General features: G+C 41.8%; 14 protein-coding genes. 6 read left to right on the forward strand and 8 right to left on the reverse strand.

Going from position 1 to position 16,278, the window contains the following annotated elements; genetic code table 11:
• Window positions 1-221: 221 nt before the first annotated feature.
• Entirely contained in the window at window positions 222-1,046 is an 825-nt protein-coding gene (locus JZ787_RS03600) for a lysophospholipid acyltransferase family protein (protein WP_346311903.1), read from the forward strand.
• Window positions 1,047-1,050: 4 nt separating this feature from the next.
• Here the strand turns inward: JZ787_RS03600 and JZ787_RS03605 are convergent, their stop codons facing one another.
• A complete protein-coding gene (locus tag JZ787_RS03605) occupies window positions 1,051-2,679 on the reverse strand; it encodes a phospholipase D family protein (protein ID WP_346311693.1) in 1,629 nt (542 codons plus the stop codon).
• 101 nt (window positions 2,680-2,780) lie between these two features.
• Here JZ787_RS03605 and JZ787_RS03610 point away from each other — a divergent pair, with 101 nt between their 5' ends.
• Window positions 2,781-3,791, forward strand: coding sequence for a metallophosphoesterase (locus JZ787_RS03610; protein ID WP_218289096.1), 1,011 nt, complete (start codon window positions 2,781-2,783; stop codon window positions 3,789-3,791).
• A 7-nt stretch (window positions 3,792-3,798) separates the two neighbouring features.
• On the opposite strand, the gene JZ787_RS03615 is transcribed toward JZ787_RS03610, so the two are convergent.
• From JZ787_RS03615 to JZ787_RS03625, 3 genes are all read right to left on the reverse strand, one after another.
• Window positions 3,799-4,221, reverse strand: a complete 423-nt coding sequence (locus JZ787_RS03615; RefSeq protein ID WP_168158280.1) for a hypothetical protein — start codon at window positions 4,219-4,221, stop codon at window positions 3,799-3,801.
• 143 nt (window positions 4,222-4,364) lie between these two features.
• Entirely contained in the window at window positions 4,365-5,678 is a 1,314-nt protein-coding gene (locus JZ787_RS03620) for an MFS transporter (RefSeq protein WP_168158279.1), read from the reverse strand.
• A gap of 143 nt (window positions 5,679-5,821) precedes the next feature.
• A complete protein-coding gene (locus JZ787_RS03625) occupies window positions 5,822-6,463 on the reverse strand; it encodes a hemolysin III family protein (protein WP_087012470.1) in 642 nt (213 codons plus the stop codon).
• 106 nt (window positions 6,464-6,569) lie between these two features.
• Between JZ787_RS03625 and JZ787_RS03630 the strand changes: the two genes are divergently transcribed.
• Window positions 6,570-7,784 carry an SAM-dependent methyltransferase gene (locus JZ787_RS03630; RefSeq protein WP_346311694.1) on the forward strand — a complete coding sequence of 405 codons (1,215 nt, stop codon included), beginning with the start codon at window positions 6,570-6,572 and terminating at the stop codon, window positions 7,782-7,784.
• Between the two features lie 59 nt (window positions 7,785-7,843).
• Entirely contained in the window at window positions 7,844-8,278 is a 435-nt protein-coding gene (locus tag JZ787_RS03635; RefSeq protein ID WP_218289093.1) for a GNAT family N-acetyltransferase, read from the forward strand.
• Window positions 8,279-8,310: 32 nt separating this feature from the next.
• Here the strand turns inward: JZ787_RS03635 and JZ787_RS03640 are convergent, their stop codons facing one another.
• The 4 genes from JZ787_RS03640 to JZ787_RS03655 form a co-directional block, all read right to left on the reverse strand.
• A complete protein-coding gene (locus JZ787_RS03640; protein ID WP_346311695.1) occupies window positions 8,311-8,655 on the reverse strand; it encodes a hypothetical protein in 345 nt (114 codons plus the stop codon).
• Between the two features lie 188 nt (window positions 8,656-8,843).
• On the reverse strand, window positions 8,844-10,976 hold the full coding sequence (locus tag JZ787_RS03645) for a 3-hydroxyacyl-CoA dehydrogenase NAD-binding domain-containing protein (RefSeq protein WP_346311696.1): 2,133 nt from the start codon (window positions 10,974-10,976) through the stop codon (window positions 8,844-8,846).
• Between the two features lie 11 nt (window positions 10,977-10,987).
• Window positions 10,988-12,193 (reverse strand): acetyl-CoA C-acetyltransferase, encoded by a 1,206-nt coding sequence (locus JZ787_RS03650; RefSeq protein ID WP_346311697.1) that lies wholly within the window; start codon window positions 12,191-12,193, stop codon window positions 10,988-10,990.
• A gap of 190 nt (window positions 12,194-12,383) precedes the next feature.
• Window positions 12,384-13,394 carry an AraC family transcriptional regulator gene (locus tag JZ787_RS03655; protein ID WP_004695134.1) on the reverse strand — a complete coding sequence of 337 codons (1,011 nt, stop codon included), beginning with the start codon at window positions 13,392-13,394 and terminating at the stop codon, window positions 12,384-12,386.
• A 209-nt stretch (window positions 13,395-13,603) separates the two neighbouring features.
• On the opposite strand from JZ787_RS03655, the gene JZ787_RS03660 reads away from it, so the two are divergent.
• Both JZ787_RS03660 and JZ787_RS03665 read left to right on the forward strand, forming a co-directional pair.
• On the forward strand, window positions 13,604-14,722 hold the full coding sequence (locus JZ787_RS03660) for a CaiB/BaiF CoA-transferase family protein (RefSeq protein WP_346311698.1): 1,119 nt from the start codon (window positions 13,604-13,606) through the stop codon (window positions 14,720-14,722).
• A 119-nt stretch (window positions 14,723-14,841) separates the two neighbouring features.
• On the forward strand, window positions 14,842-16,119 hold the full coding sequence (locus tag JZ787_RS03665) for a carbohydrate porin (RefSeq protein WP_346311699.1): 1,278 nt from the start codon (window positions 14,842-14,844) through the stop codon (window positions 16,117-16,119).
• Window positions 16,120-16,278: the final 159 nt, after the last annotated feature.

Raw genomic sequence — 16,278 nt, forward strand, 5'->3', positions numbered from 1 at the left:
TTTAACGGCGGAGCTGGAGGATTCATTTGATCGTTCATGTACACACCATGTTTTGGTATTTCGATTGATTTATTTTAATTAATTTGTTTAAACGATTAAAATTGAAAATAATCATCTGGTTCTTCGGTTTTTATGATCAATGCAAGTTATTTAAGATCAGTATAGAATGAGCCGAAATCAATGATTAAATGTTGAATGAAGCTGTGCCAAGTGAACCGTCTATGCAATCGAATACTGAAATAAAAACAACATCAATAAAAGGTGTCTCTAAGCTTTTTCTGTATGGTAAAAAGCTGGCTTCAGGGCTTGGCGCCGTGTCCGAAGGGTTTTATTTGGTCTATCGACATGGCTTGTATAAAGACATTAACAATCCACAAAATACCCGTTACGTGCAGTATTTCTGTCGTCGACTGTGCAAGGTTTTTAACATTGATGTGCATGTCCACGGGGATATTCCACGTAAGCCTGCACTTTGGGTCAGCAATCATATTTCATGGTTAGATGTCGCGGTTTTAGGCTCAGGCGCACGAGTTTTCTTTTTGGCCAAGGCTGAAATTGAAAAATGGCCTGTGTTTGGCAAGCTGGCAAAAAGTGGTGGAACTTTGTTTATTCAACGTGGTTCAGGCGATTCCATCAAAATTCGAGAGCAAATTACAGCGTTTTTAAAACAAGATATTCCTGTGTTGTTTTTCCCGGAAGCGACCACGACCGATGGTTCTAAAGTGAAAAAGGTGCATGGACGTATATTAGGCGCAGCAATTGAGGCCCAGCGTGATGTGCAAATTTGTTTGATTTGCTATGTGAATCAACAGGGCGGACTTGACCAAGTCTCTCCGTTTATCGGTAACATTAGTTTTGCCGAGCATGTTAAAAAAGTACTAGAAATGCCACAAGTCACGACACATTTAGTTGCGCTCCCAGCCATTTGTACCGCAGGACATACGGTTGAGAGTTTAACGGCACTGGTCCAACAAAAAATGGTGCAAGGTTTGGCTGATTTACATCAGAAAGTTTTGAAGTCCCAACCCAACATGCAACAAGCTTGAAGGCTTACATAAAGCCTTCAATTGGTAGCCAAGAGACGACTTTGAGACCAGCACGTTTGAACCAATTCATTTTGGGTTCAGTGGTATAGGTTTTGGTAGAACCATCAGCTTGTTTGATTTGCCAGTTAATGTTTTTGTTTGCATCTAGGACCAGTTTATAGGCATATTTACTGAGGTTTTGGTCCATGGTGTAGTGTACCGCTTTGGCCAGTGGTGGGCTGTTCAGTAAAACCCCAATTTCTGTATTTAAGTTGGCGGAGCGGGGATCAAAATTAAATGAACCAATAAAAACCTGTTTCTCATCAATGGCCATGAGTTTGGCATGCAGACTCGAGCGGCTTAATCCTTTGATGCTGACTTTGGCTTTTTTCGAAATTTCTTCATTGTTTTCATTTAATGCTTCGGCCGCAGGTGTGGCTAAAAACTCATAGAGTTGGACACCACTTTCCAGCAAGTCCTCGCGATATTTTCCATAGAACGCATGCACCAACGGCACATCATTGGCTTTAAATGAGTTGGTCAGTACGCGAACTTGAATGTCACTTTGAGCTAGATTTGCCAAATGCTTTTTACCTTTACGTTCCGGGACAAAATAGGCCGAAATAATATCAATGCTTTCCATTGGCTTTTCTAAGTAGGTTTGCAGTTGGAAGTTTAAATGTTCTTCTTTTTTCGCACGAGACTTGGTTTTGCTTGGTGAGTCTTTCACGACCTCGGCTTTGACCCAATCGAATTGGATACTATCATTTAACCAGTGTTCAAAGGCCTGTGAACGATTGGCCAGATCGAGATAATTTTGTACGGTCACTTCCTGATAGTGCTGTTCTAACTGGGTTTTTAAACTCTCATAACGCAAGCTGTAATGGTTAGCGTTGACAATTTGACGTACTGGAAAGGCATAGTCGTCATTCCAGTATTCATCGAAGGAATGCACAATTTCATCAGAGGCAGAGCCGACCAACATTACATCAACATCGGAAAACTGATAACTGTCGCTGACGTTATAATATTGATTGCTCATGTTGCGCCCACCAATCAACGAAATTTGATTATCGGCAATGAAGCTTTTGTTGTGCATACGACGGTTGATGCGTTTTAGATTTAAGACCATATCCATCGCGCGATAGTGACGGAAGCGGTAGGGGTTATACAGTTTGATGTCGATATTGGAGTGTTGATCGAGCGCCAAATAAATGCCTTCCATTTTCTTGGCATTGTTATCATCGATTAGTAAACGAACTTTCACCCCGCGATCGGCGGCTTTCAAAATAGAATAAAGGGCTAAAGAACCAATACGATCATTGTCCCAAATATAGTATTGTAGGTCTAAGGTCTTTTCTGCTTTATCAATGAGATGAATACGCGCGGCTAAAGCTTCGAGTGGATTGTAGAGGATATGAAAGCCTGTAAGTCCCGGATTTTGTTCACGTAAAGGCAGTACAATTTTGCCTAAGCTGGTTTGATCGGTTGGTAGATCAAAGGCATAGACGGGTGTCTGTGGGATCTGTTTAGGTAAGGTATTACACGCTGGGACAGTCAAAACCATACAGCTCAGCAACAAAAGTTTGGCACCTTGCTGAGTAGAAGATGAGCGGAATGAAGTTTGTTTTGCTAAGCCGTGAGTTTTTTCCATCGTCATAAAATCTATATATTTGGTTTGAGTATAATTCTGAGCTATGAAAAGATAAACATAAGATTATGAGTTCTTGATGAACAATTTGTGAGTAAAAGTCTATGATCAATACACACTCCGTCGTGTTCTATTTTTATATTGCGATGGCCTTGCTAGCGGGGTGGGCGGTGTATCAGGCATGGATCAGCCAAACCAATACGGAGACCATTCATCCATTTAAGGCCTTTGTGCATTTGTTGGCTTTTTATCTCTCGTATTTACTCATTCCTTTGTTTTTCTTTAGCATATATGCTGGTTTTCAGGGCTATTATTCATGGCATGAAGCTATTTTTGTGTTTTTGGTCAGTGGTGTGCTGTGTTATGCACGTTTCGTTGAACCGCATTTTGTGCATGTCAAAACCACTCAATATCAAATCCAAGAAGATTATAAATTACTCAAACCTGTTCGTGTTGCCTTAATTGCCGATTTACATATTGGTCTCTTTTCTGGGCATGAGCGACAACTGAAAACTATCGTCAAGCGGCTGAATGAACAAAAACCTGATTTGGTGGTGGTTGCAGGCGACTGGACATATGAACCTGAAAGTACACTGGCAGAAGAGTTAAAGGTATTGCAAGAAATTAATGCACCCGTCTATTCGGTCAATGGTAATCATGATGAGCAATATCCAGGTCCGCCGATTCAAAATTTGTTAAGACATGCTTTGACGGTGAATAATGTTATTGATATTGAAGGTCAGATTGTTGAGTTTGAAGAGTTTCGTTTGATTGGGGTCGGGGATTTGTGGGCAGGCAAGGCTGATATGCGTTTTATGCCGCATTTACCGCAGGACAAACCTTGGGTCATCCTATCGCACAATCCAGACACGGTCGATATGATACCCGCTTTACCCAGCCGTCCTTTAATGCTTTCGGGTCATACACATGGTGGTCAAGTTGAGCTGCCATGGCTCACAGACTATGTAATGAAAAAAGTATCTATATTAGGACACAAAAAAGGCTTGTACCGACATGAACATGCGGATGTGTTTGTCACTGTTGGAACAGGTATGGTGGGTGTGCCGTTTCGTTTTCGCGTACCACCGACGATCGATATTATTGAACTGATTTAAGATGGGTTTAGAACCAATAAAAAATAAAGCTTAAAACCAAAATGACCACAGCCAAGACGATCCAAAGGTTGTGGTTTTTTGTATGGAGCGCGTGTAGGTCTTGTATTGCATCGAGGTTATTCACTGCTGTGCTATGCGGGCTTTGCGGCTGTTGTTGTGTAAAGCTTCGTCCTTCAGACACAAGGGAGCTGTGGTGTCTTAATTCAGCGGTTGATATGCGTGGTTGTTGATGCCGTTTATGGCGATACATGCTTTTTAGTGCAGCATCATGCCGCTTCGTGAGTTCAGTCACGATCTCTTGTGCATCATCGTATTGAAAAGCGGTATGTGTGGCGATGTATTGAATGGCTTGAATAATTTTATTTTCTTCAACTAATACGATGACATCAAGGAGTTGTTCATTGGTGAGTTGTTGTATTTTTTCATCCATTTTTAAGCCCTATTCACCTTGTATTTCTCTCTATTTTTGAAGTAAAACGACAGATTTTAAATATGGTTTTTGTAGCGTTTGTTAAAGGATCAGTATAAAAAAACCAGCATCATTGTGCTGGTTTTTAGACATCAAATTCAGGGTTAAATTTGATTATTTACATCATCATTTTTGGTTTCACGGATCATTAAAAATGCACATAATGACAGAAGCGATGCCGCCGTGAGGTAGTAACCCACTGCGTGTAAACCGTAGGTGGTTGCAAGCTTGGTGGCAATGAGAGGTGCAAATGATGCCCCAAAGATCCCCGCAAGGTTAAAGGTCAGCGCTGAACCTGTATAACGAACGGATATTGGAAAAATTTCAGAGAGCACAGTACCAATTGGTCCATAGGTTAAACCCATGATGGATAAACCAATACACAGGAACAAGAACACAATAAGAGTACTGCCTGATTCCAACATGCTTGAGAACACTAAACCAAATAACGCTGCAGCAACACAGACTGCAATAGACGTGGTTTTACGACCAAATTTTTCCGCTAAAACTGCTGACAAGGGGATGAATGCAGCAAAGCAGAGGGTTGCGACCAGTTGAAGTTGTAAGAACTGTTCGCGGGTGTAACCCAGCTGTTTGGTACCCCATTGCAAAGCAAATACCGTCGTGAGGTAGAACACCACAAAGGTACAAATGGCTGCAATGGTACCTAAAATCAACATGCCCCAGTGTTTGGTGATCACTTCTTTAAACGGTATGTTAACTTCTTTTTGCTTGTCTAAAACTTTCTGGAACGCCGGAGTTTCATGAAGTTGTAAACGAATCCACAGGCCTACAATTACCAATAACGCACTTGAGATAAAGGGAATACGCCAGCCCCATGTCATAAACGCTTCTTCAGTCATAAAATGACCCAGCGTTAAGAATGAACCAGTTGCCAAGATAAAGCCAATCGGCGCGCCCAGTTGGGGGAACATACCATACCAAGCACGTTTACCTTCGGGTGCATTTTCTGTGGCAAGCAATACCGCACCCGACCATTCACCACCTAAGCCGAGACCTTGACCTAAACGACACAGCGCAAGCAGTAATGGTGCGGCAATTCCAATTTGTGCATAGGTGGGCAATAAGCCGATACACACGGTTGAAAGTCCCATGGTCAGCAAAGCTGCAACCAAGGTCGCCTTTCGGCCGATACGATCACCTAAATGTCCAAAGAGTGCAGCGCCAATCGGGCGTGCAATAAAGGCAATCGCGAAGGTTGCCAAAGACTGAATGGTCGCAGTCATTGGATCGGTACTTGCTGGAAAGAACAGGTACGGAAAAATAATGACAGCCGCAGTGGCATAAATATAAAAATCGAAGAATTCGATAGTTGTACCTACCAGACTGGCTGTAAGTACGCGGAATTTTGAGTTTACAGGCTGCTGTTCAGCAACAGCAGTATTTAATGACGCCATGGTAGACCTTACACTTAAAAAATAGTCGAACTGAGTTTTAAAAGCGTCATCTTTTTAAAAAAGGCGTAATTTTTTAAAAAAATACGAATGTTCCTCGGGCAGACTACGGAATTAGGGTTGCTAAAAAATGTAGTGCGCGCGGGTTATATCACGTAAAGATAGATGGACAGGAAATGTGATCCTGCACCAATCAATACAAAAATATGCCAGATAGCGTGCGTATATCTTACCTTTTTTAGCGCATAAAACAATGCACCGATGGTATAGGAAAGTCCACCAATGATTAAAAAAGTCAAAGCTGGTTTAGATAAAAAGCGTTGCATATCATCCATTACCAGTACAGCCAGCCAACCCATAAGCAGATAAGCAATCAGTGAAATTTTTTCAAAGCGATGAATGAAAACTAACTTGAATAGTGTACCAATGAGTGCAATCACCCAAAGTGCAATGAGTAGGTAATGAGCTTTTTGTGTGGGCAGTGCAATAGACAAAAATGGAGTGTAGGTTCCTGCAATCAGATAATAAATGGCAGTGTGATCTAATTTTTTATACCAGCCGCGACGCTCTGGAGATTCCGCAAAATGATACAAGCTTGATGCGGCAAATAATAAAAATAGGCTCAAAGCATAGACCCATAGCCCGATCCACTGCGCTGTTTCTAAGTAAGACCCTTTGATAATCAATAAAATACCCGCTATGAGTGCAAGACCTGCTCCAATAGCATGGCTAATAAAATTGATTCTTTCTTCAACTGGATCGTAGTTTACAACAGGGTGAGCGCTCATAAGTCATGTGCATTTTTATAAAATATACAACTGTATCGTAATTCAAATTTGCATTTAGCGTAAGACGCTTTAAAATTTAATCGCAATTCTTTTTTTGGTTTCTATTATGACCGTTTCGGTATCGTCCTCTGCACAAGAGCAGCAATTCCTTCAAGCCTTCCAGCAAGCGCTTGAATCTCAAAGTTTTGATCGGATGATTCTGAGTCAATATCAGGGTGAACTTGAGCAACTCGAGAAGATGACTTTTCGAGTCGTCATGTTGCAAGGACAGCCTGTATTGAGTTGTTTATATCGCCATAAAACCCAAGATGTCACCAAAAATTATTCATTAGACACAGCACTTGATACGGTAACTGCACTTTTGGCGCAGTGTAAACAAGCCAATCTGCTGACAACTGAACAAGAGTTGCAACTGAAGAAGAACAAGAAGAAAGCCATGCTGACGCAAAGTAAAAATAAAACGGTAACCAAAGCTGTTGAGCAGCAAGGTCATGACCGTGTCAAACAGCGTTTTGTTGATCAAGACAGTTATTTCTTACAGCCGCTTGGTATTACCGATGCAAAAGCGCAAATCATTCCTAGTATGGCGCGTAAGTGGAAGCAGATTAATAAGTTTGTCGAAATTTTCTCAGGGGCTCTGAATCATATTCAACTGCCTGAACAACTGCGCGTGGTCGATTTTGGCTCAGGAAAGGGCTACTTAACCTTTGCTTTGTATGATTATTTGCTGAAGCAAGGACTGAATCCTTTTGTGACTGGGGTTGAGCTAAACAGCAAGATGGTGCAATTCTGTCAGGAGGTTGCGAACAAGTCGGATTTTCAGCAACTTGATTTTTTTCAGGGTGATGTTCGGACGTACCAGCCTGAACGTCTCGATGTGATGATTGCGCTGCATGCATGTGATGTCGCGACTGACTTTGCGATTCATACCGGCATTCGTTTAAATGCCGAAATGATCATGTGTGCGCCGTGTTGTCATAAAGAATTACGACCACAACTGAAAGCTCCGCTTGTGTTACAACCCATGTTGCAGTTTGGCATTCATGCAGGACAGCAAGCTGAAATGCTGACCGATACTATTCGTGCCTTATTACTCAAAGCCTATGGCTATGAAACCAAAGTGTTTGAGTTTGTAGCACTTGAGCATACCAGCAAAAATAAAATGATTTTGGCAACCAAGCGTAAGGATTATCAAGCGCCCGATGTTGCTGTCTTGGCACAAATTCAAGCCTTGAAAGAGATGTATGGTATTCAAAAGCATTCACTGGAGTTGCTGTTGAATAATCAATGGGATCAGCAAGATGTAGGCTGTAAATGCTGATCTGAACATCACTTTTTAGTGCAATGACCAATATAGAGATGATTTATAGGGAAATGAAAATGCCAAGCTTGAAGATTACGCATGGAACATGGGAAGAGTTGCAACAGGCTGCGAAAATGATTCGTGAGCAGGTCTTTATTCAAGAGCAAAACATTGCTGTTGAAGATGAATGGGATGAGCAAGATGAAATCGCAGTTCATTTTGTGGTCTATGAACAAGATCAAGCCATTGCCACCGCACGACTTTTGCAAAATCATAGTATTGGTCGTGTTGCAGTTTTAAAGTCACATCGTGGTTTGGGTGTAGGCAAAGTTCTGATGCAAGCGGTGATTGCATATGCGCAACAGCAACAGCGTCCATTTTTAGTCTTGTCTTCTCAAGTGCATGCGCAAGCGTTTTATCAGGCTTTGGGCTTTATGCAAGAGGGTGAGGAGTATTTGGATTGTGGTATTCCGCATATCCATATGCGTTTATCATCCATAAAAAAGCCCTGATTTTTCAGGGCTTTTTTATTAGTCACAGCATATTAGTGACCATGTTCAGATGACATTTTCGCGTGTTCATCGGCACTCATGTCGTGCCGCCCATCAGCGGTTGCATGTTCTGTGGTGTCTTCAGAAGCTGCTTGAGCTCTTGCTTCACGCGCTTCTTTATCCGCTTGTGCTTTGGCCATGGCTTCTTCAGACATTGCAGGCGCATTTTTAAAGGCATGTTGCTGAGAGTTTTGCTGCGTTTGCTGACTTGGCATATAGTCAGGCTCATTGGTGATCGCAAGGTAGAAGATACCTAAGAAAATTCCACTTAAAATGAAAGCAATAATCAGTGCTTTCCAACCCCATGGTGATTTTTCAGGAGAAGTATTGTCAGTCATGTGCAACAGCCCAATTGAATAAAAATAAATCTAAAACTATGTAACTTTATAACACAAAAAACTGAGTCGGGCTTGAAAAGAATGCACTAAAATAAGTCAAAATTAGATGCTGAATCAGCAGGTTAATTTTGTTGTGTGCTGAGAGCGCAAAAAAGGGATCTGCCGATCCCTTTTTTAAGGTGGAAGTTTTAGCGAATCTGACCCGATGACACCGATTCAATCAGACGTTGCGGTGCTTTGAAACGCTCACCGTATTTCGCTTCAAGTTCACTGGCACGTTGTACAGCTTGATCTAAACCATATTGATTTAAAAACTGAATTGCACCGCCTGTCCACGGCGCAAAACCAATCCCAAAGATCGAACCGATATTGGCGTCAATCACAGATTCAAGAACATTTTCTTCATAACAACGTAAGGTATCTAGCGATTGTACAAACAGGAAGCGGTCTATCATTTCTTGTTCAGAGATATCGACATCTTGCTTCCAATGGCTCAAACCCTCCCAAAGATGTTTTTTACCACCTTCGGGATAATCATAGAAACCCGCACCAGCAGCTTTACCTTTACGGTCAAAAATATGAATCATGGTTTGAATCACATCATCTGCACCTGAACGCGGTAAATCTTTACCTTCAGCCTGAAGCGCCTTACGCGCTTCATTGGCAACATGTTCAGAAAGTGTTAATGCAACTTCATCTTGAATGGCTAATGGGCCAACGGGCATACCTGCTTTGAGTGCTGCCATTTCAATACGAGCTGGATGTACACCTTCATGCAATAAACGTAGACCTTCCTGAACAAAAGTACCAAAAACACGACTGGTAAAGAAGCCGCGACTATCATTGACAACAATCGGAATTTTGCCAATTTGCTGTACATAGTCATACGCTTTTGCCAAAGTTTCAGCAGAAGTGTTTTTACCTTTAATGATTTCAACCAATTGCATTTTATCGACGGGACTAAAAAAATGCAGACCAATGAAGTTTGCTTGATCTTTCGATGCATTTGCCAAACCAGTAATTGGTAATGTCGAAGTATTTGAAGCCATCACACCACCTTCTACAAGGAATGCTTCGGCTTCTTGGGTGACTTTCGCTTTGAGTTCTTGATTTTCAAATACAGCTTCGATAATTAAATCACAGCCTTTTAAATCTTCCGCAGATGCTGTAGCTGTAATTAAACTTAAAACCTGATCACGCTTTTCAGCCGTCATACGACCTTGGGAGACCTTTTTATCCAGTAATTTTTGGCTATAGGCTTTACCTTTTTCTGCATTTTCTACAGAAACATCTTTCAGTACAACGGGAACTCCTTTGATTGCTGTAGAGTAAGCAATACCTGCTCCCATCATACCTGCACCAAGTACACCGACTTTGCTTGCTTGCCATTTTGCAACGTCTTTAGGACGACTCGCACCTGCCTTAATTGCATTCATTCCATGCCAAAAAGTACCGATCATGTTTTTTGAAACTTGACCTGTGGCAAGATAAGTAAAATAACGTGATTCAATAGTCAGTGCTGTATCTACATCCACTTGCGCACCTTCAACCGCAGCCGCCATGATTGCTTCAGGTGCAGGATAGCAACCTTTAGTTTTATCACGGAGCATCGCTGGAGCAATCGCCAGCATTTGCGCAACCGCAGGTGTTTTAGGATCACCACCCGGAATTTTATAACCTTTTACGTCAAACGGTTGTTGCGACTTTGGATGTTCTTTTACCCAAGCGATGGCTTTATCCATCAACTCTTCAGGTGTTTCCGCAATGTCTTGAATTAAACCTAGAGATTTTGCTTTATCCACACCAAACTGCTTACCTTCCATTAAGAATGGAAAAGTATTTTGTAAGCCTAAAAGGCGTACCATACGCACAATACCACCACCACCCGGCAGTAGACCTAAAGTTACTTCAGGCAAACCAAACTTCGTTTTAGGATCATTCAATGCAATACGTGCATGACAACCTAAAGCGATTTCCCAACCACCACCTAAAGCCGTACCATTCAATGCTGCAACGACAGGAACACCTAGAGTTTCGATATAGCGAAACTCTGCTTTCATTTTCTGAATCATTTCAAAAAATGGCGTGGCATCTTCCAAACGTGCTTGAATTAACTCATCTAAATCGCCGCCTGCAAAGAAAGTTTTTTTCGCTGAACGAAAAATAATCCCTGTAATAGAAGTTTCAGATTTCAGTTTAGAAACAATATTTTCCAAAGCTACACGAAAATCTGCATTCATAGTATTTGCTGATTGATTCGGAGAATCTAAAGTCAGAATAATAATGCCATCGTCATTTTTTAAATATTGAATTGCGCTCATTATTATTCTCCTTATACCAACTCAATAATGGTCGCAATACCCATGCCACCACCTACACATAATGTTGCCAAGCCACGCTTTTTACCTTGACGCTCTAACTCATCCAGTAAAGTTCCGAGAATCATCGCACCTGTCGCACCCAGTGGATGTCCCATCGCAATTGCACCACCATTCACATTAACTTTCTCAGCAGGAACTTTTAACTCCGTCATAAAACGCATCACCACTGATGCAAATGCTTCATTGACTTCAAATAGATCAATATCATCAATCGTTAAACCAGCTTTTGCCAATGCTTTACGAGCAGCAGGTGCAGGCCCTGTTAGCATAATGGTTGGATCTGAACCCACCAATGCAGTCGCCAATACTTTGGCACGTGGTTTTAAACCTTGTTCTTTGACAGCTTTCTCGGAAGCAAGTAATACAAGTGCTGCACCATCGACAATACCCGATGAGTTTCCTGCATGATGCACATGGTTAATTTTTTGCGCTTCTGGATATTGTTGTAATGCAATCGCATCAAAACCCATTGCACCCATCATTTCAAAACTTGGATTGAGTTTTGCCAAACCTTCAGCTGTAGTAGTTGGTTTGATAAATTCATCTTGATCTAAAATGGTCACACCGGCTTTGTCTTTGATCGCAACCATTGATTGATTGAAATAACCCGCAGCTTGCGCAGCAGCTGCTTTGCGCTGTGAATTGGCTGCAAATGCGTCGACATCTGAACGTGTATAACCATCCAATGTTGCAATTAAATCTGCACCAATCCCTTGTGGAACAAAGTGTGATTTTAAATTTGTTTCAGGGTCTAATGCCCATGGCCCACCATCTGAACCCATTGCAATACGTGACATTGACTCAACACCACCTGCAACAACCACATCTTCCCAACCTGAACGTACTTTTTGTGCAGCCATATTGACAGCTTCAAGACCTGAAGCACAGAAACGGTTGATTTGCACACCAGCAACATCATTGTCCCAACCTGCTGCAATTGCCGCAGTTTTAGCAATATCACCACCTTGGTCTGCAATTGGAGTAACACACCCCAAGACAATATCGTCTACTTTAGAGGTATCTAAGTGATGACGATCTTTGAGTTCATTCAATAATGTTGTAAGTAAAGTAATCGGCTTTACTTCATGCAATGAACCATCTTTCTTTCCTTTTCCGCGTGGTGTGCGAATGGCGTCAATGATATAAGCCTCGCTCATAGCTGTTCCTTTTTATGACTTTTAAGTTGTTATGCATTTGAGTGTACAAATTAATGGCCGTGATGCAATGACTAGAACGGGTCAGGTCAGATGAGTCTTTTTGCCAATAGACTGAAGATTTGGGCATAAAAAAACCCAAGATCGAAATCTTGGGTTTAGCAATGTGCCGAACCGTCGTCTAACTAAAAAATTAGTGATAGCCGTGTAATTGGCGATATAAACCGGGTGTAACCCCAGTCCATTTTTTAAAAGCACGGTGGAAGGTACTGGTTTCACTAAAGCCTACTTGCTGTGCTACATCTTCTAAAGTTAAACCCGGATTTAACAGTAGGTGGATTGCGGCATCACGACGTAATGCATCTTTCACACCTTGGTAACTTTTACCTTCAGCAGCTAAGCGGCGACGCAGCGTTTGTGGAGATAAATACAGCATAGAAGCCACATCATTCAGAGTTGGCATTTCCTCACCAATTTGACTCTTCAATACATCACGAATACGTGAAGTGAGTGAGTTGGTGTTTTTAAATTTCACCAACAACTGTGCAGGCGCGGCTTTTAAAAACTCTTCTAACGTTTCTTCATTCTGACGAATCGGTAAGTCCAAATAATCTGCTGCAAAAGTGATTTCGGTACGCGGCATGTCGAACTGCATCACAGGTGCGAAGAACAGGGCATCGTACTCATCTGCATGGGTTGGACGTTCATAACCAAAGTGCACACGTTCCAGCGGTAAACGACGCTCAATCAACCAAGATGCGAGACCATGCCAAATCATTAGCATACTTTCGGTAATGAAGTGATCTGGATCCATCGATTTTGGAATCTGAGGAACAAGACGAGCTTCATGCTTGTCGCGCTCTAATGTCACCGACCACTCATCACCAAACAATTTATAAAACTGTGAAGACAGTTCTAAAGCATCACCTAAGGTTTTGGCATGAATAATCAGCTGACACATGATGGCAAACGTACCTAAACGGCGTGGTTGCTTATCGAAACCAACATGTTCGTCTTGGGTCACCATCCATAACATTTTAACGAAGCGAGTATATTGTTCTGGAGAAATACGGGCTTTAGGTTGACGCAGCAGTTCTGCCTCAATCCCTACGTGAGAAAGTAATGTTTCGACATCCATGCCGAGACGTTTTACGCCAGTTAAAGCCGCATTGACGAAATGGATACTAATGGTATCACGGCTCATATTTAATCCTTCAGTCTCTTTTATATTCACTTGCGTTTGACCTAAATGACGCTAAAAAAAGTATTTTAGGCAATTTACACTAAAGTTTTTTGCCTTTTTACATGTTAAATTGCCGAAATGATCAAGGTAAATGGCTGAACATGACATTGTTTTGTTGCTTTTATATTTCTAAAATAGCTAAAAAATCAACATAAAAAGAGAAAATAAACATGGATATGGCATTGAAAGGATTGAAAGTTCTCGATTTTTCTACACTTTTACCCGGACCTTTTGCAACAATGTACTTAGCAGACCTAGGTGCAGAAGTGATCCACATCGAGTCTCCAACCCGCCCCGATCTGATCCGTTTAATGCCACCTTATGCCAATGGACAGGCTACTGCACATAGTTATCTCAACCGAAATAAGCATGCTGTCGCTCTGGATTTGAAAGATCCTGCCAATATTGAACTGATCAAATCGAAAATTTCAGACTATGACATTGTGATTGAACAATTCCGTCCCGGCGTAATGCAAAGATTGGGACTAGATTATCAGACCTTATCTGAAATTAATCCGCGCTTGATCTATTGTTCCATTACGGGTTATGGGCAAACAGGGAGGTATCAAAATAAAGCAGGACACGATATCAACTATGTGGCTTTGTCAGGTATCGCGGGACATAGTGGCCGACAGCACAGTGGACCACCACCAATGGGGATTCAAATTGCGGATATTTCAGGCGGCTCTTTGCATAGTGTGGTTGGAATTTTAGCCGCAGTAATTGAAAGACAGCGTAGTGGTTTGGGACAGTATATTGATATTTCCATGACCGACTGTGTGGTAGGGCTCAGCAGCATGGCCGCAGCTGCGAGCTTAGCAGGGCAGGAAAAACAAGGGCCCGAGCAAAGCTATCTCAATGGTGCGACTTTTTATGACTATTATGAAACGCAAGATGGACGTTATTTATCGATTGGGAGTTTAGAGCCACAGTTTTTATATGGGTTGGCACAAATTTTAGAATTGCCGATTGTGGCTGAAAAAGGAGCCTCATTGGTAACCGAAGACCGTCAGGTGGTGAAACAAGCAATAAAAGACAAAATTAAAACCCAAGATTTTGCCACGTGGAACGCAATTTTTCAGCAGCAAGATGTCTGCGTTGAGCCTGTATTAAAGTTGGATGAAGCACTCGATTCGCAGTTGGCTAAAGATCGTGCGTGGGTGGTTTCTGTACCTTTACAAGAGGGTAGTACAAAAAGCGAACAACAATTAGCTTGTCCAATTAAGTTTTCACGTTCAAAAATAAGATATGAATTTATAGGCAAACCACTTGGTTTTGATTCTTTATGAATATCATATAGCGATAATTTGAATAGATTTAAAACAACAAAACGTCATAAAATGGGTTTTTATACAAATAAAGCGTATCATATCGATTAGTTGTAATTTTGTAAGAAAGGTCACCAATTATGAATAAATGTAAAAGAAGTTGGTGTTTTAACCTCAGTTTCTTAGCGCTCAGTTGCTGCTTTCAAAGTGTGTATGCTGCAAATGCCTTTGAGGCAGAAAGCCCTTGGATGCTGGGTGACTGGAATGGTCAGCGCAGTGCATTGCAACAAAAAGGCTACGACTTTAGCTTTGGCTATACGGGTGAAATGGCAACGTTGCTCGATGCCTCACATTCTTCAAGTCATGGTACCGAATATGCAGACCAGTTTGCATTTGGTACGCACTTCGATTTAGACAAGATTTTGGGCTGGCAAGATACTGAGGCCCAAATCACCATTACCCAGCGCAATGGGCGTTCACTTTCTCAAACATCCGATGCTTTAGATGGGCATTTAAGTTCCACTCAAGAAGTGTGGGGACGTGGTCAAACGTGGCGTTTAACTGATTTGTGGATTAAGAAAAAGTTCATGGATCAAAAGTTAGACATCAAAGTCGGTCGTTTTGGTGAAGGGGAAGATTTCAACAGTTTCGATTGTGATTTCCAAAACCTTGCGCTCTGTGGCTCTCAAGTTGGTAACTGGGTCGGTGACCAGTGGTACAACTGGCCTGTCAGCCAATGGGCTGCGCGAGTCAAATATAACCTTCGGCCAGACCTGTATGCACAAGTCGGGGTGTATGAATATAACCCTGAAAACTTAGAACGTGGCAAAGGCTGGAACTTAAGTACTGACGGTTCGCAGGGGGCCATTATTCCTGCTGAAGTGGTGTGGTCTCCTCAGTTCGGGGCTGAAAAATTACCCGGCGAATATCGTGCGGGTTATTACTACAGTTCGGCAGATGCCACAGACATTCAAAACCCACAGCAAACCTCACATAAACAAGGCGGCTGGGTTGTTGCCAAGCAGCAACTCACAGCACATCACGGTGATGCTGCACGTGGTTTAACAGGTTTTGTGAATCTCACCCTACATGATTCAGATACCAATACGGTTCGCGACATGCAGAACATTGGTTTGGTCTATAAAGGTGCTTTTGATGCTCGCCCTCAAGACGAAATCGCGATTGGCCTAGCCCGTATAAATATCAATGATGATGTTAATGACGTAAATATTGCTAATAACAGCGTTGATGCCCGCGGCTTACAAAGTGAAGAATATGATGCCGAGATTTACTACGGTATTCATGCAGCCAACTGGTTAACCATTCGTCCCAATATCCAATATATCCGCCATGTAGGCGCGTATAAAAATGGTGAAAATGCATGGGTCGGCGGAATTAAATTCCAGACCGCATTTTAGTTTCTAGATCGATAAGTATTTCTCCAACAAAGTTGATAAATACTTTTTACGGTTGTTCAAAGCATAAAACTGTTCGAAATAAGTCGTTTGGACAGATACTTAAAATCTAAAAACTGTCTAGGTGCTCATATCGATATTGAAACGATATGAGCTTTTAAC

The sequence above is a fragment of the Acinetobacter sp. BWR-L5 genome (genome assembly GCF_039655985.1).
In the GTDB taxonomy this organism is placed as follows: Bacteria; Pseudomonadota; Gammaproteobacteria; order Pseudomonadales; family Moraxellaceae; genus Acinetobacter; species Acinetobacter johnsonii.